At 73.7% G+C, this 24,502-nt stretch carries 22 protein-coding genes; 13 read left to right on the forward strand and 9 right to left on the reverse strand.

What is annotated here, in order from left to right; all coding sequences use genetic code 11:
• Nucleotides 1-808: 808 nt before the first annotated feature.
• The gene (locus CFP66_RS31320) at nt 809-2,170 is read left to right on the forward strand and encodes a replication-associated recombination protein A (RefSeq protein WP_094928837.1); all 1,362 of its coding nucleotides are present in this window, start codon (nt 809-811) and stop codon (nt 2,168-2,170) included.
• A 75-nt stretch (nt 2,171-2,245) separates the two neighbouring features.
• Here CFP66_RS31320 and CFP66_RS31325 read toward each other — a convergent pair whose 3' ends face one another.
• Complete coding sequence (locus CFP66_RS31325) at nt 2,246-2,872, reverse strand: TIGR03086 family metal-binding protein (RefSeq protein WP_094928838.1); 627 nt, start codon at nt 2,870-2,872, stop codon at nt 2,246-2,248.
• 51 nt (nt 2,873-2,923) lie between these two features.
• On the opposite strand from CFP66_RS31325, the gene CFP66_RS31330 reads away from it, so the two are divergent.
• From CFP66_RS31330 to CFP66_RS31350, 5 genes are all read left to right on the forward strand, one after another.
• Entirely contained in the window at nt 2,924-3,352 is a 429-nt protein-coding gene (locus tag CFP66_RS31330) for a MarR family winged helix-turn-helix transcriptional regulator (protein WP_233159873.1), read from the forward strand.
• 94 nt (nt 3,353-3,446) lie between these two features.
• Nucleotides 3,447-5,627: an alpha-galactosidase gene (locus CFP66_RS31335; protein ID WP_094928975.1), complete on the forward strand. Its 2,181-nt coding sequence runs from the start codon at nt 3,447-3,449 to the stop codon at nt 5,625-5,627.
• On the forward strand, nt 5,624-6,571 hold the full coding sequence (locus CFP66_RS31340) for a carbohydrate ABC transporter permease (RefSeq protein ID WP_233159874.1): 948 nt from the start codon (nt 5,624-5,626) through the stop codon (nt 6,569-6,571). Before CFP66_RS31335 ends, CFP66_RS31340 begins: the two co-directional genes overlap by 4 nt.
• Before the next feature lie 10 nt (nt 6,572-6,581).
• Complete coding sequence (locus tag CFP66_RS31345; RefSeq protein ID WP_233159875.1) at nt 6,582-7,520, forward strand: carbohydrate ABC transporter permease; 939 nt, start codon at nt 6,582-6,584, stop codon at nt 7,518-7,520.
• Nucleotides 7,517-8,881, forward strand: coding sequence for a sugar ABC transporter substrate-binding protein (locus CFP66_RS31350; RefSeq protein WP_094928839.1), 1,365 nt, complete (start codon nt 7,517-7,519; stop codon nt 8,879-8,881). The genes CFP66_RS31345 and CFP66_RS31350 overlap by 4 nt, the downstream gene beginning before the upstream one ends.
• 30 nt (nt 8,882-8,911) lie before the next feature.
• Here CFP66_RS31350 and CFP66_RS31355 read toward each other — a convergent pair whose 3' ends face one another.
• The 3 genes from CFP66_RS31355 to CFP66_RS31365 all read right to left on the reverse strand — a co-directional run bounded on the left by CFP66_RS31355 (nt 8,912) and on the right by CFP66_RS31365 (nt 12,772).
• Nucleotides 8,912-10,096 (reverse strand): ROK family transcriptional regulator, encoded by a 1,185-nt coding sequence (locus CFP66_RS31355; protein WP_094928840.1) that lies wholly within the window; start codon nt 10,094-10,096, stop codon nt 8,912-8,914.
• Between the two features lie 70 nt (nt 10,097-10,166).
• Nucleotides 10,167-11,546 carry an FAD-binding protein gene (locus CFP66_RS31360; RefSeq protein ID WP_158228279.1) on the reverse strand — a complete coding sequence of 460 codons (1,380 nt, stop codon included), beginning with the start codon at nt 11,544-11,546 and terminating at the stop codon, nt 10,167-10,169.
• Nucleotides 11,543-12,772, reverse strand: coding sequence for an arginine deiminase (locus CFP66_RS31365; protein ID WP_094928842.1), 1,230 nt, complete (start codon nt 12,770-12,772; stop codon nt 11,543-11,545). Before CFP66_RS31365 ends, CFP66_RS31360 begins: the two co-directional genes overlap by 4 nt.
• A gap of 32 nt (nt 12,773-12,804) precedes the next feature.
• Here CFP66_RS31365 and CFP66_RS31370 point away from each other — a divergent pair, with 32 nt between their 5' ends.
• Entirely contained in the window at nt 12,805-13,260 is a 456-nt protein-coding gene (locus tag CFP66_RS31370) for an Lrp/AsnC family transcriptional regulator (protein WP_094928843.1), read from the forward strand.
• A gap of 26 nt (nt 13,261-13,286) precedes the next feature.
• On the opposite strand, the gene CFP66_RS31375 is transcribed toward CFP66_RS31370, so the two are convergent.
• Entirely contained in the window at nt 13,287-14,216 is a 930-nt protein-coding gene (locus CFP66_RS31375; RefSeq protein ID WP_094928844.1) for a helix-turn-helix transcriptional regulator, read from the reverse strand.
• A gap of 95 nt (nt 14,217-14,311) precedes the next feature.
• Between CFP66_RS31375 and CFP66_RS31380 the strand changes: the two genes are divergently transcribed.
• From CFP66_RS31380 to rocD, 3 genes are all read left to right on the forward strand, one after another.
• Nucleotides 14,312-14,542 (forward strand): hypothetical protein, encoded by a 231-nt coding sequence (locus CFP66_RS31380; RefSeq protein ID WP_143517430.1) that lies wholly within the window; start codon nt 14,312-14,314, stop codon nt 14,540-14,542.
• Between the two features lie 360 nt (nt 14,543-14,902).
• The gene (ddaH, locus tag CFP66_RS31385) at nt 14,903-15,742 is read left to right on the forward strand and encodes a dimethylargininase (protein ID WP_369805217.1); all 840 of its coding nucleotides are present in this window, start codon (nt 14,903-14,905) and stop codon (nt 15,740-15,742) included.
• Nucleotides 15,739-16,980 (forward strand): ornithine--oxo-acid transaminase, encoded by a 1,242-nt coding sequence (gene rocD, locus CFP66_RS31390; protein ID WP_094928846.1) that lies wholly within the window; start codon nt 15,739-15,741, stop codon nt 16,978-16,980. Before ddaH ends, rocD begins: the two co-directional genes overlap by 4 nt.
• Before the next feature lie 18 nt (nt 16,981-16,998).
• On the opposite strand, the gene CFP66_RS31395 is transcribed toward rocD, so the two are convergent.
• From CFP66_RS31395 to CFP66_RS31410, 4 genes are all read right to left on the reverse strand, one after another.
• Nucleotides 16,999-17,706 (reverse strand): molybdopterin-dependent oxidoreductase, encoded by a 708-nt coding sequence (locus tag CFP66_RS31395; protein ID WP_094928847.1) that lies wholly within the window; start codon nt 17,704-17,706, stop codon nt 16,999-17,001.
• Nucleotides 17,707-17,939: 233 nt separating this feature from the next.
• A complete protein-coding gene (locus CFP66_RS31400) occupies nt 17,940-20,384 on the reverse strand; it encodes a glycoside hydrolase family 140 protein (RefSeq protein ID WP_094928848.1) in 2,445 nt (814 codons plus the stop codon).
• 71 nt (nt 20,385-20,455) lie between these two features.
• Nucleotides 20,456-21,586: a DNRLRE domain-containing protein gene (locus tag CFP66_RS31405; RefSeq protein WP_143517431.1), complete on the reverse strand. Its 1,131-nt coding sequence runs from the start codon at nt 21,584-21,586 to the stop codon at nt 20,456-20,458.
• Between the two features lie 96 nt (nt 21,587-21,682).
• Entirely contained in the window at nt 21,683-22,375 is a 693-nt protein-coding gene (locus CFP66_RS31410) for a TetR/AcrR family transcriptional regulator (RefSeq protein ID WP_094928850.1), read from the reverse strand.
• A gap of 548 nt (nt 22,376-22,923) precedes the next feature.
• Here CFP66_RS31410 and shbA point away from each other — a divergent pair.
• The 3 genes from shbA (at nt 22,924) to CFP66_RS31425 (ending at nt 24,410) form a co-directional block, all read left to right on the forward strand.
• Nucleotides 22,924-23,511, forward strand: coding sequence for an RNA polymerase sigma factor ShbA (shbA, locus tag CFP66_RS31415; protein WP_233159891.1), 588 nt, complete (start codon nt 22,924-22,926; stop codon nt 23,509-23,511).
• 112 nt (nt 23,512-23,623) lie between these two features.
• The gene (locus CFP66_RS31420) at nt 23,624-24,034 is read left to right on the forward strand and encodes a DUF948 domain-containing protein (protein ID WP_094928851.1); all 411 of its coding nucleotides are present in this window, start codon (nt 23,624-23,626) and stop codon (nt 24,032-24,034) included.
• A 49-nt stretch (nt 24,035-24,083) separates the two neighbouring features.
• The gene (locus tag CFP66_RS31425; RefSeq protein WP_094928852.1) at nt 24,084-24,410 is read left to right on the forward strand and encodes a hypothetical protein; all 327 of its coding nucleotides are present in this window, start codon (nt 24,084-24,086) and stop codon (nt 24,408-24,410) included.
• Nucleotides 24,411-24,502 lie beyond the last annotated feature (92 nt).

Here is a 24,502-nt window from a genome sequence, read left to right on the forward strand (position 1 = left end):
ACTACGCCGAAGACCAGGGGCGGGGTGTGAGGCAGTGGTCGCGAGCCGGGAACGGCCCGCCCACAGGAGATTCCACGACGACGTAGACGTGAGCGGGGTTGGATCTTCCCCGAACCCCGCTCACGTCTACCTGGTCGTGCAACGGGCACGGAACCTCGGCCGTCCGCGTCCGCGGGATGCGCCACGAGCGAGACGTCAGCGGGGTTGGATCTCCAGCAGACCCCGCTCACGTCTCATTGATCATGCAACGGTCGCGTTCCGGAACGTGAGGTGGCCGTGATCAGCGGAAATGGTGGGAGGTCGACAGATCGAGCGTGTGGCCGACCCGGGCCTCGGATGCCCGATGGTGATCGCTGCGAGAAGCACCTGACGTCGCCGCGGCAGCACCCACGCACTGCTCGCACCGATCATCCGGCCCTGATCATTCCGACATGTACGCCACCGTTGCTGCGCCCGCACCCAGGTGCTGATCGGACCGATCATCCGGCCCTGATCACTCCGACATGTACGCCACCGTTGCAGCGACCGCCGCCAGGTGCTGATCAGACCGATCTCCGCGCACCGCGTCCCGACCCGCAGCGTCGACCCTGGGCGGACGGTCGTGGTCGGCGATCGACCGGCCACCGTGTGCCGTGATCGACGCAGCGTCCGTGGTGCGGGCCGTGACCGATTCGGCAACGGCCTCATTTCGCCCGTTCTCGCGCCGGAGTGCCGACAACGGCCGCTCGGACGGCATCACGTCCGATTCTGCAACCGGCGTCGCGGGTGCGTTCGGGGAGTGTCGGACCGAGGTGGCAGGCTTGTCGTGATGACGAGCGAGGCGGACGGGCTGTTCGAGCTGGGTGAGCCGGAACCGGTGTCGCCGGCGGGCGAGGCCGGCGCGCGGGCCACCGCGCCGCTCGCCGTCCGCATGCGCCCGCGCACCCTCGACGAGGTGGTCGGGCAGGCGCACCTGCTGCGTCCCGGCGCCCCGCTGCGCCGGCTCGTCGAGGGCGGTGCCGCGGCATCCGTGCTGCTCTACGGCCCGCCCGGAACCGGCAAGACCACGATCGCCCGGCTGCTCGCGGGCGTGGGGAGCCGGCACTTCGTGGCGCTCTCGGCCCTCTCGTCGGGGGTCAAGGAGCTGCGCGTCGTGATCGAGGACGCGCGTCGCCGCCGCGACCGGCTCGACCAGCAGACCGTCCTGTTCATCGACGAGGTGCACCGGTTCTCCAAGACCCAGCAGGACGCGCTGCTGGGCGCCGTGGAGGACCGGCTCGTGCTGCTGGTCGCGGCCACCACCGAGAACCCGTCGTTCTCGGTGGTGTCGCCGCTGCTGTCGCGCTCGCTGGTGTTGCAGCTGCAGTCGCTCACCGAGGACGAGGTGCGCGCGCTGCTGCACCGCGCCGTGGCCGACCCGCGCGGGCTCGGCGACGCCGTGTCGCTCACCGCCGACGCCGAGGCCGCGCTCGTCCGGTTGGCCGCAGGCGACGCCCGCCGGGCGCTCACCGCGCTGGAGGCCGCCGCCGACGGCGTGGCGGGCACCGGCGCCACCGAGATCGACGTGCCCGCCGTCGAGCGCGCGGTCACCGAGGTCACCGTGCGCTACGACCGGCAGGGCGACCAGCACTACGACGTGATCAGCGCGTTCATCAAGTCGATCCGCGGCTCCGATGCCGATGCCGCACTTCACTACCTCGCCCGGATGTTGGTGGCGGGGGAGGATCCGCGGTTCATCGCGCGCAGGCTGATGGTGCACGCCAGCGAGGACATCGGCCTCGCCGATCCCACCGCGCTGCAGGCCGCCGTGGCCGCGGCGCAGGTCGTCCAGCTGATCGGGATGCCCGAGTGCCGCCTCGCGCTCGCGCAGGTGACCGTGCACCTGGCTACCGCGCCGAAGTCGAACGCCGTGATCACCGGCATCGACGAAGCGATGTCGGAGGTGCGGGCGGGCGCGGTGGGTGCGGTGCCGCCGCACCTGCGCGACGGGCACTACACGGGCGCGCAGAAGCTGGGCAACGCGGTGGGCTACCGCTACCCGCACAGCACGCCGGACGGGGTGCTCGCCCAGCAGTACCCGCCCGATGCGCTGGTCGGGCGCGACTACTACCGCCCCACGACGCACGGCGCGGAGCGCACGCTGGCCGACCGGCTGCCGAAGCTGCGCCGGGCCGTCCGCGGCAGCTCCTGAAGATCGCCCCCGCTCCCGCTGACGCCCCCAGCTGCCGCTGATGGCGTGCGCGGGTGCGGGTGCGGGTGCGACGGCCTATCGGACGAGGGCGTCGCTCGTCCAGGCCGGGTTGCGGCCGAGCAGGGTGAGGGTCCGATGCCAGGGGTCGGTGGAGGCGCCGGTCGGCAGAGCGGGGGCGAACGCGGCGCCGGGTGCCTCGCGGGCTGGTCCGTCCGGCACCTGCTCGGCCACGGCGAGCCCGGCCGCGACGAGATCCGGGTCGAGTCCGGCGGCATAGGCGTTCTGCGTGCCGAGCGTCGCGGCCACGTCCCAGCCGTGCACGAGTGTGTCGATCAGGTGGAAGCCGGCGACGGTCTCCAGCGGGAAGCTGTTGCCGAACTGGGGGAGCAGCACTGGCCGGTCGAGTCCCGTCGCCTCCGCGAAGGCCGACACGACGGCGTCCGCGCCCGCGGCGTGCACCGTCGCGGGCGCCGCGCCGAGCGGGCGTGGAGCGAACGCGGCGTCGTCGACGTCGGTGCGTGCGAGGGTCGCGCGCACCGCGGCGGCGAATCCCTGGTCCTCGCCGGTCATGTGCTCCAGGAGCGTGCGCAGGTCCCATCCTGCGCACGGTGTGGGGTGGTCGAGATGGACGGGCTGGACGGTGCGGACCACGAGTGCGGCGCTCGCGGTGGCCCGGCGGTGCAGGGCGTAGATGGTGGTCATGGGTAGACCATCTACGGGGGTAGACGATCTGTCAAGGACTATCGTCGCCGCGTGGTTGAGCAGCGGCACGACCTGGGAGCGGCCTTCGCCTGGCTCGCGCGGGCGCTGATGAAGGCGGAGGAGCCGGTGCTGCGGGCGCACGAGGTCGAGATGTGGGACTACGTGGTGCTCACCGCGCTCCGCGAGGGGCCTGCGCCGACGCAGTCGGAGCTCGCGGTCTCCGCCGGACGGGACAAGACCCGGCTCATCCCGATCCTCGACCGGCTGGAGGCCCGCGGGCTGCTGCGACGCACCCCGGACCCGGCCGACCGGCGCAACCGCGTCGTCGCGCTGACGGCGGACGGCCGGGAGCTGGTGGAGTCCTGCCGGGCCGGCATCCGTGAGGTCGAGGCGGAGCTGCTCGCCGGGTTGGACGGGCACGAGCGCCGCACGTTCGTCATCGTGCTGGACCGCCTCGCGGACACCGCGCGCGATCGGTAGCCGGACGCCCGTTGACGGCGGATAAGTTTTATCGTAGAACTTACCCGCCCGGGCGGTGGAGCAGCCGTCGCACGACGAGGTGAACGGAGCGCCGATGTCGCCGATGTCCCCGCCCGCCGACGATCTGGTGCACCTGCGTGCCGCCGGTGTGAGCGTGGTGCTCGCCGCGACCGGCGGCCGCCTGCCGGCCGTGCTGCACTGGGGCGCCGACCTCGGCGACCTGACGCCCGAGGATCTGCGCGCGCTCGAGCTCGCCGCGACGCCCGCCACCGTCCCGAACGACCTGAACGACGTCACCCGCGCCGGCCTGCTCCCCGAGCACTCGGCGGGCTGGAACGGCCGGCCCGGGCTGGCGGGCCAGCGCGCCGGGCGGGCGTGGTCCCCGCTCTTCGCGCGCACCGCCCTGGACGTCGAGCACCGCGCCGACGGTGGCGGCCGCGTGCGGGTCACCGGCCGCGATGACGAGGCCGGTCTCGAGGTGGCGTTGGAGCTGGAGCTGACGCCGTCGGGTGTGCTGCGCCAACGGGCGACCGCGAGCGTGCCCGCGGACGTGGACGTGGACGCCGGGCCCTTCGTGGTGGACGGGCTCGCGCTGGCGCTCCCGGTGCCCCCGGTGGCCACCGAGCTGTTCGACTTCGCGGGCCGCTGGGGCCGGGAGCGGGCGCCCCAGCGCGCGCCGTTCGTCGTGGGCGTGCACTCGCGGGAGAACCGCCGCGGACGCACCGGGGCGGACGCACCGCTGATCCTCGCCGCGGGCACCGACGGGTTCGGGTTCCGCTCCGGCGAGGTCTGGGCCGTCCACGTGGCGTGGAGCGGCAACCACGTGAGCTACGCCGAGCGGCTCGCGAGCGGGGCCGCGGTGCTCGGGGGCGGCGAGTTGCTGCTGCCCGGCGAGGTGCGGCTCGCGCCGGGGGAGTCCTACACGGGCCCGTGGGTGTACGCCGCGCACGCCGCCGACGGCCTCGACGGGATCGCGGCCCGGTTCCACACGCTGCTGCGCGCCCGCCCGCACCACCCGCGCAGCGCGCGCCCGGTGGTGCTGAACACCTGGGAGGCCGTGTACTTCGACCACGACCTCGACCGGCTCGTCGAGCTGGCCCGGGTCGGTGCCGACGTGGGCGTGGAGCGCTACGTCCTGGACGACGGCTGGTTCCGCCACCGCCGCTCCGACAACGCGGGCCTGGGCGACTGGTACGTCGACGAGGGCGTGTGGCCCGAGGGCCTGCACCCGCTGGTGCGCGAGGTGCGGGCCCGGGGCATGGAGTTCGGGCTGTGGGTGGAGCCGGAGATGGTCAACCCGGACTCCGACCTCGCCCGCGCCCACCCCGACTGGATCCTGCAGACCGGCGGGCGGCTGCCGATCCCCGCCCGCAACCAGCAGGTGCTCGACCTCGGCCACCCGGACGCCTACGCGTACATCCTCGAGCGGCTCGACGCGCTGCTCACCGAGTACCCGATCAGCTACCTGAAGTGGGACCACAACCGCGACCTCGTCGACGCCGGGCACGGCCCGCTCGGCGTCCCCGGCGTGCACCAGCAGACCCGCGCGGCCTACCGGCTCCTCGACGAGCTGCGCGCCCGTCACGCGCAAGTGGAGATCGAGTCGTGCTCGTCCGGAGGGCTGCGCGTCGACCTCGAGATCCTGGAGCGCACGGACCGGGTCTGGGGCAGCGACATGACCGACGCCCTGGAACGCCAGCAGATCCAGCGCTGGACCACCCAGCTGCTGCCGCCCGAGCTGATCGGCGCCCACGTCGCCTCGCCCCGCTCGCACTCCACGGCCCGCACCCTCGACCTGTCCTTCCGCGCGGGGACCGCGCTCTTCGGCTCGTTCGGCATCGAGTGGGACGTCAGGACGACCGGTCCCGAGGAGCGCAAGGAGCTCGCGGCCTGGGTGCAGCTGTACAAGGACGTCCGCGGGCTGCTGCACAGCGGCTCCGTGGTGCGCGCCGACGTGGGCGACCCGTCGTTCGCGCTGCACGGGGTGGTGGCCGCCGACCGGTCCGACGCCCTGTTCGCGCTGGTGCAGCTGGCCACCCCGCTCACGGCGGTGCCCGGCGTGCTGCGGCTGCCCGGCCTCGATCCGGACCGGCGCTACCGGGTGGCGCCGCAGCCCCCCGGCGACGCCCCGGACCTGCGGCAGCACCGGCCGCCGGAGTGGCTCGCGCACGGCGTGGAGCTGCCCGGGAGGGTGCTCGCGGGGGCCGGGCTGCGCGCGCCCGCGCTCAACCCCGAGCAGCTGCTGCTCCTGCGCGTGACGGACGCGGGCCGGTGACGGCCCCGACGGCCCCGGCCGTGCCGGCGGCCGGTGCCCCCGCGTCCGGCGCGCTGCCCTCCGCGGCCCGCGCGCGCAACACCCGCGAGACCTGGGTGGCGCTGGGGTTCATCGCGCCGACGCTGCTCGGGTTCGTCGTCTTCTACTTCTGGCCGTCGCTGCGCGGGCTGTGGCTCAGCCTCACCGACTACCAGTTCTTCTCCACCAGCTCGTTCGTCGGCCTGGCCAACTACCAGCGGCTGCTGTCCGACGAGACGTTCTGGAACGCGATGGCCGTGACGGTCTGGTACGTCGTGCTCAACATCGGCTTCCAGACCGTGCTGGCGCTGGGGCTCGCGGTGCTCCTGCACCGCCTCACCCGCTCGGTGGTGATCCGCGGGCTGGTGCTGATGCCCTACCTGGTGGCCAACGTCGTGGTCGCCCTGCTCTGGTTCTGGATGCTCGACGCCCAGATCGGGATCGTGAACCAGGTGCTGGGATGGGTCGGGCTCGGCCCGATCGCGTTCTTCGGCAGCGAGTCCTGGGCGATCCCGACCATCGCGTTCGTCAACACGTGGCGCCACCTCGGCTACACGGCGCTGCTGCTCTTCGCCGGGCTGGTGATGATCCCGCGGACGCTGTACGAGGCCGGTCGCGTGGACGGCGCGAGCGAGCTGCAGATGTTCCGCCGGATCACGCTGCCGCTGCTGCGCCCGGTGCTCGCGCTGGTGTTGGTGATCACGGTCGTCGGCTCGTTCCAGGTGTTCGACACCGTCGCGGTCACCACCGCGGGCGGCCCGGCCGACGCCTCCCGCGTGATCCAGTACTACATCTACGACCTCGCCTTCCAGCGCCTGGACTACGGCTACGCCTCGGCGGTGTCGGTGGTCCTGCTGGTGATCCTGTCCCTCGTCGCCTTCGTGCAGCTGCGGCTGATGCGGGCGAACGAGTCGGACCTGTCCTGAGGAGCTGGGAGTGGTCACCGTCGACACCGCCGTCGCACCCGACCGGGGCAGCCGCACCCCCGGCCGGGAGGCCGGGCGCCTCACCGCGGGCCGGGTCGTGGCCTGGGCCTGCCTGATCGCGATCATCGCGCTCACCCTGTTCCCGTTCTACTGGATGCTGCGCACCGCCCTGTCCAACGGCACCACCCTCGCCACCGCCGGCACGTCGTGGCTTCCGGTCGACTTCACCTGGGGAGCGTTCCGGCGCGTGCTCGGGCTGGCCACCCTCGAGGAGGCGCAGGCCGAGGGTGGCACCGGATCCGCGGTCGACTTCTGGGTCTACCTGCGCAACTCGGTGCTCGTCGCGGCGCTGATCACGGCGGGCCAGGTGTTCTTCGGGGCGCTGGCCGCGTACGCGTTCGCCCGGATGCGGTGGCGGGGCCGGGACACGGTGTTCTTCCTGATCCTGACCGCCCTGATGGTGCCGCCGATCTTCACGCAGCTGCCGAACTTCCTGCTGATGCGCGACCTGGGCATCCTCAACACCTACGCCGCGATCGTGCTGCCGTTCTTCTTCATGACGCCGTTCGCGGTGTTCTTCCTGCGCCAGTTCTTCCTCGGCATCTCCCGCGAGGTCGAGGAGGCGGCGCTGCTGGACGGCGCGGGGCACGTTCGCACGTTCTTCCGGATCATCGTGCCGATGAGCTGGGGCCCGATCACCACGCTCGCGCTGCTGCAGTACGTGCAGGCCTGGAACGAGTACTTCTGGCCGCTGCTGGTGGGCAGCGAGCGCAGCGTCCGGACGCTGACCGTGGCGCTGGGCGTGTTCCGTTCGCAGACCCCGAACAGCGGCCCGGACTGGCCCGGCCTGATGGCCGCGACGCTCATCGCGGCGTTGCCGGTGCTCCTGCTGTTCGTCGCCTTCGGCCGCAAGATCGTCGACTCCATCGGCTTCTCGGGGATCAAATGACGCGCACCCGCACCCTCACCGCGCTCGGCGTGGCCCTCGCCGTCGCGCTCGTCCCGGCCTGCGCGGCCGAGCGCCCGCCGGCCGAGCAGGGCGGCTGGGACGACACCGGCGAGGTCACCTACTGGATGTGGGACGCCACCCAGCTGCCGGCCTACCAGCAGTGCGCGACCGACTTCGAGGCCCGCAACCCGGAGATCGACATCGCGATCGAGCAGGTGGGCTGGGACGACTACTGGGGGCGGATGCTCACCGGGTTCGTCGCGAACGCCGCCCCGGACGTGTTCGTGAACCACACCTCCAAGTACGGCGACTACACGGCGCGTGGCCTGATCGAGCCGCTCGACGAGCTGGTGGCCCGCGACGGGCCGGACATGTCCCAGTTCGTCGAGGGCACCGGGGACCTGTGGCTCGGCGACGACGGGAAGCGCTACGGCCTGCCGAAGGACTTCGACGCCGTCGGCATCTTCTACAACGCCGGGATGGCCGCCGAGGCCGGCGTCACGCCCGAGCAGATGCAGAACCTGACCTGGAACCCGCAGGACGGGGGCAGCTACGAGGACGTCCTCGCCCGGCTGTCGGTCGACGCCAACGGCGTGCGCGGTGACGAGCCGGGGTTCGACCCGCGCAACGTCGCGACCTACGGGCTCGGGATCGCCTACCCGCCGGGCGGCGGGTCGGGGCAGACGCAGTGGTCGATGTACACCGCCACCCTGGGCTGGAGCCACACCGACAAGCCGCTGTGGGGTACGCACTTCAACTACGACGACCCGCGCTTCCAGGAGACCATCGCGTGGTGGCGCAGCCTGATCGACAAGGGTTACATGCCGCCGGTGGAGCAGGCGGTCGGCAACGAGCCCGCGCAGCTCATGCAGGCCGGCCGGGTCGCGCTGGTCACCGAGGGCTCCTGGAACATCGCCACCTTCGCCAAGCTCGGCGGCCTCGAGATGGCCACGGCGCCCACGCCCATCGGCCCGCAGGGGTACCGCGCGGCGATGACGAACTCGCTGGCCGACTCGATCTCGGCGGCCTCACCGAACAAGGGCGCCGCCTGGAAGTGGGTGCGCTACCTGGCCTCGCCCGAGTGCCAGTCGGTGGTGGCCCAGGGCGGGGTCGTCGTGCCCGCCATCGCGTCCGCGGTGCCCGCGGCCGAGGCCCGCATCGCGGAGTCCGGCCTGGACATCACCCCGTTCACCCGGCACCTGCGCGAGGGCACGGCGTTCCCGTTCCCGGCCGCGCAGCACGCCGCCGACGTCGATGCGATCATGGAAACGGCGATGGAGCGGGTGATGGCGGGCAACGCCGACGCGTCCTCGTTCACCGCGGTCAACGAGGAGGTCAACGCCCTGTTCACGCAGGGCTGACCGCCCGCCACCGGGGACGGCGGGCGGCGGTCAGGTCGCCGCCGGCGCGCCGAGCACGTGTTCCTGCACCGCGACGGCCGCGGCGCCGCGCGCCCATTCGGTGAACGGGAACGGGCGGACGTCGACCCGCGGTGGGGCGAGCGGCTCCTTGCGGTTCTCCCGCAGGGCGGCGTCGAGCGCGGGACGCGCGACCTCCACCAGGCCGATGCCGTCGCCGGTGAGGATCACCAGCTCGGGGTCGACGAGGGTGGCGATGTCGGCGACGAGCACGCCGAGCGCGCCCGCCGCGTCGTCGACCACCCGGCGGGCGGCCGCGTGGCCGTCCGCGGCGAGCTGCAGCGCCTCGGCGTAGGTGACCTGTCTCCCCACGGCCTGGGCGACGGCACCGGAGATCGCCCGCGACGACACCAGGCCGTGCGCGCACCCGCGGTGGCCGTCCTCGCAGACCGCCCACGTGACGACCGGACGGTGGCCGATCGTCCCGCCGCCGCCGTGCGCACCCTCGACCAACCGATCGTGCACGACGATGCCGCACCCGAGACCGGCCCCGATCGTGATCACGAGCAACGACCGCATCCCGCGGCCGGTGCCGAACCAGTGCTCGGCGGCGGTGAGCGCGCGCACGTCGTTGTCGACGACCGTCGGGAGCCCGGTGGCAGCGGTGAGGAGGTCGGCGAGCCGGACCGGCTCCCGCCAGCCGAGGAAGTGGGCGCGGGCGACGTCGCGGCGCTCGACGACCAGGCCGCCGATCCCGATGCCGAGACCCACCACGTCGGGGTGCGCGGCCCGCAGCGTCTGCACGACGTCGGCAACAGCACTCACGACGGCCGCGGGTCCCGGGTCGGGCAGCGGCGCGGTGTGCTCGGCGAGCACGGTGGCGCGCAGGTCGGTGACCACCGCGAACACCGCGTCACCGGTGATCTTCACCCCGAGGAAGCGGCGCGAGGACGCCCGGATGTCCAGGGGCAGCGACGGGCGCCCGGTGCGCCCGGGTCCCTCGGGACCGTTCTCCGGGCTGCCCTCGACGAGCAGCCCGGAGTCCACGAGCGGGCGGGTGAGCCGGGTGAGCGACCCGGGCGACAGGCCGAGCCTGCGGGCGAGCTGCGCGCGGGGGAGCGGGCCGAACCGCAGGACCTCCACCGCGACGCGCTGCGCACTGCCGTCGAGGGTGGTCCAGTCGTCGGGGAGCGGAGTTCGTTCCGCGACGGAAGTCACCGAGGAACGATAGCTCGCCCGGACGGGAATCCGCCGCACTTTCGCCCGTGTGGGCAGGACGCACCGTCGCTCACCGGACGGGGTCGAAGACCGCGGGGCCGGGGGCCAGGACGTGCGCCGGGTCGTAGCGGTGCTTCAGGGCCGCCAGGTGCTCCCACCGGTCGCCGTAGTGGGTCCGCCAGTCGGCGGGGCCGTAGCCGACGGTGCCGATCGGGTAGCGGGTGCCACCCGCCGCGACCGCACGCTCGACGATGCGGCGGTTGCGTTCCCGCATCGCCTCCGCGAAGCCGGCGTCGGCGCCCGGTGGTCCGGCGGTCATGACCGTGAACAGGTGCACCAGCTCGCTGCCGTCCGCGGCGGGCAGGCGCAGCGACGGGCGGGTGAGCGCGGCCCGGTGGTGGCTGTAGAGCAGCACGAACCCGCCGGCGCCGACGTCGTACGGGGTGAGGTCGGCCAGGACCTCCGCGACGACCGCCTCGACGCGGCTGTCGGGCAGCCACACGGTGACCCACGGCTTGTCGAGCGCGTCCCAGTCCAGCCCGGCGCGCAGGTCGGCGACGGCGTCGTCGATGCGGCAGACGTGCTCCAGGTAGCCCGACTCGCGCACGGTCGCCGCACCCGGGGCCGCGCTCAGCCCGCGCAGGACGTGCGCGTCGTCGACCTCCTCGTGCGCCCCGGCGAACACGAACGCGTTGAGGTGGTGCACCTCGCCCGCCTCGCCGGGCCGCCACCAGTCGCCGTACACCTCGCTGACCTCGCCGCGGCGCACGAGGGTGCGCAGGTCGGCGAAGAACGCGGCCGGGTCGGCGTAGGGGATGCAGTAGCCGCGCACCCGGGCCGGCGCCGGGACGAGCCCGACCGTGGCCTCGGTGATGATCCCGAACTGGCCGAGCCCGGCGAGGACGGCGTCGAAGAGCTCGGGCTCCGCGGACGGCGAGCAGCGGCGCAGCACACCGTCGCCGGTGACGACCTCGAGCGCGCGGACGTGGTCGACCTGGGCCCCCGTCGCGATCGCGGGCGGGATGCCGCCGACCGACAGGGTGCCGCCGACGGTGAGGCCGAGGTAGCCCGTGGCCACCGGGATCGCGAGGCCGTGGGCGTCGGCGGCACGTGCGAGCTCCAGCCAGGTGGCCCCCGCGCCGACGGTCGCGTGGTCGGCGCCGATCGTGGCGACGCCGGCCAGGTCGCGGGCGTCGACCACGACCCCGTCGGGCACGAGCGACTGGCCACCTGTGGTGTTGCCCAGCCCGCGTGCGGCGACCGGCACGCCGTGGTGCCGGCAGTGCGCGACCACCCGCGCGACGTCCCCGGCCGAGCCGGGACGCAGGACGGCGGCCGGGAGCGCGGTCGCGATCCGGCCGGCGTCGGTCGCGTACCGCTGCCGGGTGGCGAGATCCCGGTGCAGGGTGCCGTCCAGCAGGGTGGCGTCGAGGGGCGGGAGGTCCGTCACGCGGGATCCCGGACGATCGGGCAGCTCATGCACCGCGGTCCGCCGCGCCCGCGGCCCAGCTCCCCGCCCGGGACCTCGAGCACCTCGATGCCGTGGCGGCGCAGGTACCGGTTGGTGGTGACGGTGCGCTCGTAGGTGACCACGACGCCCGGCGCGACGGCGAGGGTGTTGCAGCCGTCGTCCCACTGCTCGCGTTCCGCGGAGTGCACGTCCTGCGCGGGCGTGAGCACGCGGATCGCGGGCAGCCGCAGGGCGTCGGCGATCGCGCGGTGCATGTCCTCGGGGCGGTGGTCGGTGAGGTGCAGCTCCTTCTCGCTGTCGCCGGGCCGGATCGTGTAGGCCGGTAGCTCGCCGAGGCCGGCGTACTGCACGAACGTCTCGGCGTCGACCATCGTCAGCACCGTGTCGAGGTGCATGAAGGCGCGGGCCTGCGGCATCCGCAGTGCGACGATCCGGTCCACCTCACCGCCGGCGAACAGCCGCCGGGCCAGGCGCTCGACCCCCTGCGGGGTGGTGCGCTCGGACAGCCCGACGAGCACCGCGCCGTCGCCGAGGACCAGCATGTCGCCGCCCTCGGTGGTGGCGGGCCCGTTGACCGTGCCGTCGGACCAGACGGCGTAGTCGGCGCCGGCGAACAGCGGGTGCCAGCGGTAGACGGCCTCGTAGTGCACGGTCTCGCGCATGCGCGCCTTCTTGCGCATGCTGTTGATCGCCACGCCGGCGTGGATCCACGCCGACGTGTCGCGCGTGTAGAGGTGGTTGGGCAGCGGTTCGAGGACGAAGTCGTCGGCGTCGAGCACGTGGAAGGCGATCGAGCGCGGCTCCGGGATCCGGTCGAGGACCTCCCGCTTCGTGATCCCGCCGACGAGGTGGTCGGCCAGCGTGTCGGCGTCCATCGCGTCCACGCAGTTGCGCAGGGCGTCGATCGCGAGCGGCCCGTACACGCGGTCGTCGAAGATCCGGTCCAGGACGTGCTTGCGTGCCTCCGGGATCTCCAGCGTCGCCCGCAGCAGGTCGCCGAACAGGTGCACGGCCACCCCGCGCTCGCGCAGCAGGGCCGCGAACAGGTCGTGCTCCTCTTGCGCCCGCGCCACCCACAGCACGTCGTCGAACAGCAGCCGCTCCCGGTTGCCCGGCGTCAGCCGCTTCAGCTCGAGACCCGGCCGGTGCAGGATCACCTGCCGCAGCACGCCCACTTCCGAATCCACGCGGTACACGCGGTCCATCGTGCCCGCTCCCCACCGGGCACGATGGGTTCGTGCCGCTGGACCCCCTGGACGAGGAGATCGTCGCGCTGCTCGTGGACGACGCGCGCCGCAGCTACGCCGAGCTGGGTCAGCGGGTCGGGCTGAGCGCGTCGGCGGTCAAGCGCCGGGTCGACCGCCTCCGGGCCGAGGGCGCGATCACCGGGTTCACCGTGCGGCTCGACCCCGCCGCGCTCGGCTGGACCGTCGAGGCGTACGTCGAGATCTACTGCCGCACCCAGACCGCCCCCTCGGTCATCCGCGTGGCGGTGGCCCGGTTCCCCGAGGTCGTCGAGGCCAGCACGGTGTCCGGCGACGCCAACGCCGTGCTGCGCATCCTCGCCACCGACATGCGCCACTTCGAGCAGGTGCTCGAACAGATCGGCGCGCAGCCCTTCGTCGCCCGCACGAAGTCGGTGCTGGTGCTCTCCCCGCTCCTGCGCCGCCCGTCGAGCCCGCCGCCGCAGTGAGGACCCTGCACTGACGCACCCTGCACTCACGGTGGTGATGGCGCGCGGTGCAGGGCCCATCGGCCCGAGTCGATCTCGAAGTGGCGGTCCGGGCCGAGCCAGCGACCGGTCAACGTCCGACCGGTGGGATCGAGCACGAACTGCACGACGCCGTGGTACACCGCGCCCCGGTAGTAGCCGTCGGTCGCGGTGCGCTCGGTCCAGTTGCCCGTGACGAGCAGTCCGTCGGCGACGAGATCAAGTTCCAGCGTGCCGGTGGACGTGGCGGCGCTCCGCCCGACGAGGCGCCCGCGTTCGGCCTGCAGAACGATCTGGTGCGTCCCGTGGAGTTCCTGGTCACGGGCGGTGCTGACGTAGGTGTAGTGGCTCTCCCAGAGCCCGGCGAGCTCGGTCGGTGCCGGCCCGCGGCCCAAGGCGTTCGCGAGAGGTGAACCGGCGGACCGCCCCGCGGCGACCGCGGCAGCCGCGCTCAGCTTCAGCAGCGAGGCACGCCGCTGCTCGGCGGGCAGCCGGCGCGCCCATTCGCCGATGGCGCGGGTCAGCTCACGGAGGTCGAGGTGATCGACCTGCCACGCGAGCGTCTCGGGTTCGGTGCCGACGGCGGGCCGGTCGCTGCCGTGCTCGCCCCAGCCCGCCACCAGGTCGGCGACGTCGCACCCGTAGATCCGGGCCAACCGGTCGAGCACCTGCAATGACGGCATGTGGCCGGTGGGGCTCGGCCAGTTCTCCCAGTAGGAGATGTTCTTGAACGTCCTGGGCTCGTCGGGCCAGCGGCGCGTCCACTCCTGGGCGGTCTCGGCCTGGGTCCACCCGTGCGCGACCCGCATCGCGACCCGGGCGTTGAGCCCGTAGCGGTCCCGCAGCGTCGTGGCGATCTCCGCCCAGGTCCGGCCGTCACCGCGCAACGACTCGGCCAGTGCGACCTGCTCCCGCTGCCGGGCGGAGCGCGCGACCATGCGTGGACGGTACTCCCCGCCGAACAAGGAGTCACCCTGCGGGATCGGGGTGTCACGGGGTGTTCTCGCAGGTGCGGCGGCACGAAGCTCGGTTCGTGCAGGAGGACGAGGAAGGCCCCGCGGAATGGGGACTCGCGGTGGAGCTGGCCGGTATGTCCGAGGTGTGGCGCAGGTTGCTGGAGCTGCACGTCAGCGGGCGGGACGGGCGGTGCACGGGATGCCGTTCGCCGGTGCGCGCCGCGCCGCACTGGCCGTGCACGCTCTACCGCGCCGCGGCGCACGCGCGCCGGATCGCGGCCGACGGGCCGCGGCGCCCGGCGGGGTGACCATCACCGGCCGCCCTCGCGCCTAGTACCGCGACCGGATTCCGCGACCATGATCCGCAGTATCGGGTGCACATGGTTGTGATCACGACAATGGGCAACCGAAAGTTCGGATCATGCCTGCCCTGGGCCGGGGCTGTTCGATCTTCTCCGAACCGCGCTCACCGCCCTCTCGGCGGGTCGTGATCGGCGCATGCGGTCGTCCGGCCGCATCGGTGCGGTTCCGTGACCGCTCTCGCCGATCATGGGCGTTCGGTGTGCGCAACGTTCGGCATCACAGCCGCTGATCAACGCGTGAATCGTGCGTGGATCAGCAGCACTTCGCGATTGTCGGCCGTGATCGGCGCTCCTACCGTGATCCTCGTGACCAGCGTCCTGCCCCGGCCGTCGGCCGCGACGGCGCGCACCGCGCGTCCCCGCCACTACCTCATGTGCCGCCCCGACCACTTCGAGGTGCGCTACGCCATCAACCCCTGGATGCACCCCGACGTCCCCGTGGACCGCGAGCGCGCCCTCGCGCAGTGGGAGGGCCTGCGGCGCGCCTACCTCGACCTCGGCCACCGCGTCGACCTGCTCGAGCCCGTGCCCGGGCTGCCCGACATGGTCTACACCGCCAACGGCGCCACCGTCGTGGACGGGCGGGTGCTCGGCGCGCGGTTCCGCCACCCGCAGCGGGCGGCGGAGGCGCAGGCGCACCGGGCGTGGTTCGCCGCGGCGGGCCACCCGGTCGTCGAGCCCGAGTTCGTCAACGAGGGGGAGGGCGACCTGCTCGTCATCGGGGACGTCGTGCTGGCCGGTTGCGGGTTCCGCACCGACCCGCGCGCCCACGCCGAGGCCGCCGCGGTGCTGGGACGCGAGGTCGTGGCGCTGGAGCTGGTCGACCCCTGCTACTACCACCTGGACACCGCGATCGCGGTGCTCGACGAGACGACGATCGCGTGGCTCCCCGCCGCGTTCACGCCCGCGGCGCAGCAGGTGCTGCGCGCCCGGTTCCCCGATGCGGTCGTCGCCGACCCGGCCGACGCCGCGGTGCTCGGGCTCAACGCGGTGAGCGACGGGCGCCACGTCGTGCTCCCCGCTCAGGCTGTCGGCCTGGCCGCCACGCTGGCCGAGCGCGGCTTCATCCCCGTTCCCGTGGACCTGTCGGAGCTGCGCAAGGGCGGCGGCGGTCCCAAGTGCTGCACGCTGGAGGTACGCGCATGACGCTCACGACATCGCCCCGGGACTCCGTGACGGCCCGGCACGAGACGCTCGTGCAGGAGCACTCGGCGCACAACTACCACCCGCTCCCGGTGGTGGTGGCCCACGGCAGCGGTGCTTGGGTCACCGACGTCGAGGGCCGCCGCTACCTCGACTGCCTCGCCGGCTACTCGGCGCTCAACTTCGGGCACCGCCATCCCGACCTGGTCGCCGCCGCGCACCGCCAGCTCGACCGGCTGACGTTGACCAGCCGAGCCTTCGGCAACGACCAGCTCGGCCCGTTCTGCGCCGAGCTCGCGGCGCTCGTGGGCAAGCAGCGCGTGCTGCCGATGAACACCGGCGCCGAGGCCGTCGAGAGCGGGTTGAAGGTCGCGCGCAAGTGGGGCTACGAGGTCAAGGGCGTGCCTGCGGACCGGGCCCGGATCGTCGTGGCCGCGGGCGGCTTCCACGGCCGCACGATCAGCATCGTCGGCTTCTCCACCGACCCCGACGCCCGCGGCGGCTTCGGGCCCTTCACCCCGGGCTTCGACGTGGTGCCCTACGGCGACCTGGACGCGCTCGCCGCCGCCGTCACCCGCGACACCGTGGCGGTGCTGCTCGAGCCCGTGCAGGGCGAGGCCGGGGTGGTCGTGCCGCCCGGCGGCTACCTCGCCGGGGTCCGGGAGGTCTGCGACAACGCGCGCGTGCTCTTCGTCGCCGACGAGGTGCAGTCCGGCCTGGGCCGAACCGGGGACGTGCTCGCGACCCGCGCCGCGGGCGTCGACGCGGACGTGTACCTGCTCGGCAAAGCGCTGGGCGGGGGCATCGTGGCGCTCTCGGCCGTGGTCGCCGACGACGAGGTGCTCGGCGTGCTGCGCCCCGGTCAGCACGGCAGCACGTTCGGGGGCAACCCGTTGGCCTGCGCCGTCGGCCGGGCGGTGCTGGAGCTGCTCGCCGACACCGGGCCGCACGGGATGCTCGCCTCGGCCCGCCGGCTCGGCGACGTGCTGCACGCCCGGCTCGAGACGCTGGTCGGCCACGGTGTCTTGGCGGTGCGTGGCGCGGGGCTGTGGGCCGGCGTGGACATCGACCCGCGGCTGGGCAGCGGCCGTGCGGTGAGCGAGGCGCTGGCCCGCCGCGGCGTGCTGGTCAAGGACACCCACGGCGCGACGATCCGCCTCTCCCCGCCGCTGGTGGTCACCGAGGACGAGATCGCCCTCGCCGTCGACGCGCTCGCCGACGTGCTGGCCACCGACCTCTGACCCCCGGCCGCCGCGGCGTCAGGCCCGAGTCGAGGCCCGGGCGGCTCGGCGGTTCAACCAGGCGATCGGCGGGGTGAGCGCGCGGCCGATGAGGCGGTAGGCGCGGGCGTCGAGGTAGGGGTCGCGCTCCTCGAACGCCACGCGGGCCCGCGGGTGCTCCCCGAGGACGCGACCCGGTCGGGGGAACGTGCGCGTGGCCTCGAGCCCGACGAGGTGCTTGATGTTCTTGTAGCCGTACTGGCCGGGACTCACGAGGCGCAGCGGAGCCCCGTGGCCGTCCCCGAGCGGCCGGCCGTCGAGCCCGTCGGCGAGCAGGACGTCGTCGGCCAGCGCGTCCCGCAGGTCCAGGACCGCCGTCACGCCGTCGGCGCCGCGGGCGATGACGGCGACCGCGCCGGCCGGCCGACACCGCGGAACGACGAGCTGCTCCCAGAACTGCCGGAAGGAGACGCCCGACCACTGCAGGCCGGTGGCCGACCAGGTGGCGACGCAGTGGAAGTCGGCGGTCCGCTCGACGCGGGGGAGCGCGTCGAGCACATCGGCGAGCGGGAGCCGCAGCTCGTGCTCGACCGCGCCGGTGACGGTGAGCTCCGGGACGTCCGGTACCGGGGGCCGGGACAGGAACGGCACGCCGAAGCGGGGGAAGTCGCGGCGCCGGCGCTGGCCGGGCGGGAGACCGGCCCGGGAGGAGCTTTCGGTGGCCGTCGGCTCGCGTGGTGTTCCCATGTCGCCAAGGGTGGGACGACCGCCGGTCCCCACCACTCCCGCACGAGGGGGAACCTGCTCCCTCCGGAGGGGGATGTCCGAGGAGTACGCCGCAGCGGCCCTCCCCGCCAGGGCGTACGACTCGCAGCGCTCAGGAGCCGGTGATCGATCCCAGCAGCACGTGAGCGCGGGCCCTGCGACCGTGGTGTGCGGCTCGTGGCGATCGATGAGCGGTGATCCGTCAGCGCGGCTCCTCACACCGCGTCGAGGACCAGCACCCAATCCTGCTCGTCCGGAGCCGTGTACGTGCCGGCCCCGTGCGCCTCGCCGTTGTGGGACTCGCCGGGCTGGGACTCACCCGTGCGCGGGTCGAACCACGTGACCTGCGGGCTGCTGCTCGCCAGCGCGGAGGTGTCCACGCCGATGGAGCCGCCCTCGGGCAGGTAGACCATGGCCCAGCTCCCGGACTGCGACCGGATGGCGCGTCCGGTGCCGGAGGTGATCAGCGACTGGTCGGGAACCCGATCGGCGTAGGACCGGGAGAGCACGAGGTCCTTGAGGTGGTGCATCTGCGTGGCGCCCTCGTGCAGGATCGCGTCCTGCCACGCGTCGCGAACCTCGTACGGCGCGTCCATGCCCGGCTCCCAGAACTGGTGCACGGCGCCGTCGCCGTAGGTGTGCCCCGCGGCACCCGAGAAGACCTGGAAGTAGGCCGCGCCCCGGGCGTGCGAGGCGGTCTTCCAGCCCTCGTCGGAGTTCCAGTTGAACGGGTGCTCCTCGTAGAACACCTCGCTGTCGATCACCGGCTTGACCGGGCTCCTGCCGTAGTCGTCGACCAGCAGCGTGGTGAGCTCCGCGAACGACACGTTCTTGTGGCTGCCCTGGATCATGTTGAAGTCGATGACCGGGCTGTCGTTGGGGAACATCTCCGTGGAGGACTCCTCGCCCCACGGGTGGAACGAGATCAACCGGTCGTGGGTGTCGGTGGCGCGGATGCCCTCGGCCAGTGCGCTCCACACCTGCGGGGTGTTGCCGCCCGCGTTCGACTCGCGGTCGCCGCCGAGGACGAAGAAGACGCCCTTGCCGCCGTAGCGCTCGCCGAGGAACTCCCCGTACGAGCGGGCGTTGGAGGCGTCGAGCACCTCCGGTCCGTCCTGCACCATGCTTCCCCAGGCCGCCCAGAGCGCGACGTACATCCCCTGGTCGTTGGCATGGTCGATCATGTGGTCGACGTCGTCCCAGTAGTCGTTGTCGGGGCCCTCGCGCACGTCCGGCCGGGCGGGGTCGTCGTCGACCAGCGGGATGTGGCCGGCCGGGGTGGGGACGTCGAGGCCGCCCTTCTCGGCGAGGGCCACCGCCTGGATGACGGTGAACCCCTGTGCGGCGCGGGTGTCGAGGTAGAGCCGGGCGTCCTCCCGGTCGGCCCGGTGGAACAGCTCCCACCCCGTGTCGGCCAACCAGAAGAACGGCCGCCCGTCGGGGTGCTGGAGGAACCGCCCGTTCTCCGAGACCTCGACGGGGGCGAGGCCCGTTGCCCCGGCGGGCTCCTGCCCGCCGCGTGCGGGGGGTGGCCGCTGCGAGGAGATGCCCTCGGACGCGAACCGGCGCGGGGGCTCGGCGTGCGAACCGGTGAGCAACGACTCCAGGTCCGCGCGCGTCGGCTCCTCCTCGCCGGTGATGGCGAAGTAGGCCATCCCCGCGTCGGACACATCGCCCTTCTCGGCCAGCTCGAGCCGGGAGTACAGCCACTCCATCGCGGGGTCGCCGGAGCTGCGCAGGTAGTCCCAGTCGGACATGTCGGTCGGACCGAGGTTGCTGTTCTGGTCGGGGATCTGCGTGCGCCGGCAGCCGAGGTCGATCACGTCGTCGTAGGAGTGGCCGCCGTGGTCGGTCTCCCCGTGCGTCTGGTTGAACGTGCCCTCGCCGTGCGAGACGCACCTGACGTTCCCGCGGGCCTGCGGGTCGGCGGCGTCGAAGGCCATCCAGGCGGTCTCCATCGGACCCGCGAGCACGATCGTGAGCTCGTCGTCGGGCGTGGAGGCGTTGATCTCGGCCGTGAGGTCCTCCACGCCGGCCGCGAGCCCGTCGGGGTCCGCGGCGTCGTAGAAGACCGAGCGGTCGAACCCGAACCGTTCCGCCGCACCGAGGACGCTCTCGGTCATGTTCTCGCGATGCGTGGGGTCGGAGTCCCAGATGTGGTTGTCGTAGGTGTAGTTCACCAGGTTCGGCTGCAGGCCGCGCTGGGCCAGGATGGCCAGGGTCATGGGCGCGGAGGCCCAGTCGTCCTCGTCGTGCTGGTTGCCGTCGGCGGCAACGGCGATCCGTCCGACACCGCCGGCAGGCGCGGGAGCGGTGTCGTCGGGGTCGCGTTCTTGCGGGGGGTCATCCTGCTCGGCGCCCCCGCAGCCGGCGGGGGGCGGGCTGTCGGCCGTGATGCCCTGCCGCTCGAGGGCGTCGCGCAGGCGCCGGGCCCGGGCATCGTCCTCGCCCGCGAGCGACCCCGCGAGCCGCACCGCGGCGGCGTGCCAGTCGCAGGGGTCCTGGCCGGCGTGGCCGGGCACCGCGTCGGGCGGTGCCGGGGTGATCTCCCGTACCTGGACGGCGGTCGCCTCCACGTCGGGTGCCGGCGCTCCCACGCCGGACGTGGCCGCGGCGAGCACGGCGAGGGCGGCGACCGCAGGCCAGGCGAAGAACCTCACTGCGGGGATCCTCCTCGACACGCGCCGCGTTCGTGGCGTTTTCGCCTCATCCGATCGGGCATCCGGGGCAGTCACGCGAGGGTGACCTCCAGGTGCGGGACGTGCGCGCTCTCGGCGGAGGAGAACCGCTTCCACGCGAGCGGATCGTGTTCGTCGCTCGCGCGCAACTGGACGGTCCCGGTCGGGGCGCCCGCGCCGGCCCAGCCCCGCACGAGCTCGCTGACGTCGACGCCGGACCACCCGCCTGCGCAGGCGGTGTGCCCGCGGGTGTCGGTGCTGGTGGCCCACAGCCGGTCGGCCACCGGCTGGTTCGCCCACCGGGTCCCGGGCCCCGCGGCCGGCGCGGTCCACACCTCCCACGCCCGCGGCCGGCACGAGGCCGACCAGTCCTGGTGCACGAGCAGCCGCGCAGACATGACCTGCTGCCCGGCGAGCGACGCGGTGTCCCAGGTCAGCAGGCTGCGCGCCACAGCGGTCCCGTCGTAGCTGCCCAGCCGCAGGTCCGGGTCGCCGGAGAGGTCGGAGCGCAGCACGGTGGTCTGCACCGTCGTGTCGAACGGCACGGGCGCAGGCCCCGTGGGTGCGGCGGCCACCACCCGGCTCACCGCGGACTCGGTCTCCACCATCGACTCCCCGGCGATCGACTCCCCGGCACCCGCCGGCTGGCCGTCGCGGCGCAGCGTCAACGGCGGTACGGGGGCCGCGGCCGGGTCGGTCCGGTGCAGGGCCGCGAGGAAGCCGCTGCTGGTGGCCGCCACGACCAGGTCGTGGCCCGGCAGGGCCTGCGGGTAGGTGGCGCGGTGGCCCGCCAATCGCGGGGCGGGCAGCGGCGTGGTCCATTCCAGCGCCGCGCTGCCGCCGCCGGCGAAGCGGACGACCGGCCCGGTCGGGGGCAGCGTGAGGTCGTGCGCGACCGCGGTGGGACGCACGACGCCGTCCGGGCCGGCCACGAGGGTGAGGTCGATGGGACGCCACTGCGTGCCCTGGCGCAGCCGGACCGGCCCGGCGTGCAGGGTCACGGCGCGGGTCCCGTCCGGGTTGCGGACGGTCGTGCTCGTCTCGGTGAGTGCCTGTTCTGTCGTCGCGCCCGGCGGTGCGGCGTGCGCCGCGGTGGGCACCGCCACCGCCGCGAGCCCCGCCGTCGCCACCATCGCCACCGCGCCGAGCGCGCTTACCAGCCGTTGTCGAGGCTCTCGCGTCACGACCGCAACGGATAGGCCCGGCGGTGGGGTGCTGACAAGATCAACGGGCGATGCCCCCACCCGTGGACCGCAGGTCCACCCGTTGGGGGCGGGAGATCAGTGCACGTGGCCGAACGGACGCGCCTGCGCGCCGGCGTCGGTGAGCAGTTCGGGGCGGAGCATGCCGAACAGCACGGTGAGCAGGAGCTCCGCGGTGACCTCGGCGGGCTCGTCGGGGTGGTTGATGCTGCGCAGCAGCAGCAGGTTCGCGATCATCCCGCTGGCCTCGAGCGCCGTGGGGTACGCGCGGAGCTCGCCGGTGAGCTGGCCGTGCTCGATCAGCACCCGCAGCGGCTGCGGGACCGGGGCGAGCGTGCGGGGGTCGATGTCGTCCCCCGGGTCCGGCGGTCCGGCGATCTTGATCGTGTACTCCTCGACCGCGGACCAGAACGCCGCCGTGAGCTTGCGGTTGCGCTGGCTGATCCGGGCGAGCGCCCGGACCTGGTCGGTGAGGGCGTCCACGACGGGCCGATCGGTGCGCACGTCGTGGTCGGCCTGGATCAGCAAGGGGTGCACCAGCGGGCTGTAGACGCAGCCGACGAGCACGTGCTTGGACGGGAAGTGGTTGTACGCGGTGGCCGCGCTGACGCCCGCCGCGGCGGCGATGTCCTCCATGCGCGTGTTCGCCCAGCCCCGGGCGCCGAACGTCGCGTCGGCCGCGTCGAGGAGCGCCCGACGCGTACGGTCGCGCTTCGTCTGCGCCGCCCGTGCACGCGGGTCGTCCAGAGGAGTGGGGTCGGAGGCTGCCATTGGGCGCAGCGTAACCGTTTTCGGGCCGAACTGCTCTTGACTCCAACTTGGGTGCAACACCAGACTGCGTACTTGAGCGTCGAACGACTCCGGCGGGGCAGGGCACGGCGCCACCGGAGGGGCAACGGGGAGTCGGCACCTGCGGTCGGGGGACGCAGCAGGTATCTCGCCGAGTCCCCGGTGTCTCACAGCAGCGAGAAGTAACACGCAGCAGTACCCAGCACGATCGCAGTGCGCGCCACCCGGATGGCACCGGGCGGCGCGGCCGTTGTCGCCGGTGGCGGTCCGCCACCGGTGCAGGGGGAGGGGAACCCGATGAACGTGTTCGACCAGTGCTGCCGCCGCACCACCGGCGCGCACCAGGTGCCGCCGGACGCACGACGATGAGCGCCCTCGCGGTGGCCGGAGCCGGGCAGGTCGCGCCCGCGGTTGCCCCGGTGCTCGACGTCGCGCAGGCCCCGGTCATGCCGAACCACGATCCCGGCCCCGCCGGTGCCGCCGGTCCCGTCGCCGGTCCGGTCGCCGCTGCCGGCGAGCCCGACCCGCCGGTGTTGGAGAGCCTGCTCCGCGGAGCGGTCGCCGGCGAGCCGCGGGCCCGCGAGCGGCTGCTCGAGGAGATCCACCCGCTGGTGTTGCGCTACTGCCGGGCCCGGCTGGGCCGGCAGGAAACCGTGATCGGCGCTGCGGAGGACGTGGCTCAGGACGTCTGCCTCGCCGTCGTGAACGCGCTGCCGACCTACACGTTGCGGGGTCTGTCGTTCCGGGCCTTCGTCTACGGGATCGCGGCGCACAAGGTCACCGACGCGTTCCGGGCGATCGGGCGCAACCGGGCCGAGCCGATGGCCGACCTTCCCGACTCCCCGGTCGTGCACGACGGGCCCGAGCACCGCCTGCTGCAGGCCGAGCTCACCGAGCGGCTCGGCGCGCTGCTGCACCGCCTCACCCCGCGCCAGCGCGAGGTGCTGGTGCTGCGGATCGCGGTCGGTCTGTCCGCCGAGGAGACCGCGCTCATCGTCGGGTCCACCCCGGGAGCCGTCCGGGTCACCCAGCACCGCGCGCTGAACCGGCTGCGGCGCAAGGTCGTCACCGCGGGAGTGGCCACCAAGGAGCTCGACGAGGCCGACAACCCGGAGTGACCGATCCGGTGCACCCGGCGTGCCCTGACCGTGCCCGGGGGCCCGCGGGGGGTAACCTGGCGACGATCAACATCGGTCGTGCGGTGATCCGTACGGACTCCGGGGAGGCAACGTGGCGGCTGGCCAGATCGCGGCGCTCATCGCCGCGGGGGCCTTCGTGGTCCTCGTGCTGCTGCTGGCCGTCCCGCTGCTCAAACTCGGGCGCACCCTCGACGAGGCCACCGTCGCCATCCGCAAGGCCCACGAGGGCAGCGACCCGCTGCTGCGCAACGCGCAGACCACCCTGCACCAGGTGAACACGCAGCTGGAGCGGGTGGACGGCATCACCTCCAGCGCGCGCACGGTGTCGAGCAACGTGTCGGTCCTGACGTCGCTGTTCACCGCCACCCTCGGCGGCCCGCTGGTGCGCGCCGCGGCGCTCACCTACGGGGTCAGCAAGGCGGTCAAGGCCCGCCGCGCGGGCCGCGACGCCGGTGCCCACTCCCTGCGCACGCGCCCGGGACGCCGGAAGGGCAAGCGGTGAGCGAGCTTGCGAGCGAACCAGTGACACGACGCCTGCGCGAGGTCGTGCGATGAAGCGGCTGTTCTGGCTGGGGCTGGGGCTCGCGGTGGGCGTGTACGCCACCCGGCGGGCCACCGAGGCCGCGCAGAGCCTCACGCCGGCCGGTCTCGGCGCCAACCTGGCCGACGGCCTGCGCGAGCTGGGCGCCGGGCTGGGTGCCTTCGGCGCCGAGGTGCGTGCGGGGATGTCCGAGCGGGAGCGCGAGCTCGCCACGCTGGTGGAGCGCCGTACGGGCGCACCGCTGCCGTCGGTGGTCGACGCCTTCGCCGACCCCGAGCCGGCACCGACTCCGTACGCGCGAGCGCCCAGGGCAGGGCGACGCGGCCCAGGGGCCTGACCCGCCCCCCGTGGCGTCCCCCTGCCGTCCCGCGTCCCGCTCGCTGCGGGAGACTGGTCCGCGTCGTCCCACGCCGCGCCCGCCTCCCGCTC

This window comes from Pseudonocardia sp. MH-G8 (assembly GCF_002262885.1).
Lineage (GTDB): Bacteria > Actinomycetota > Actinomycetes > Mycobacteriales > Pseudonocardiaceae > Pseudonocardia.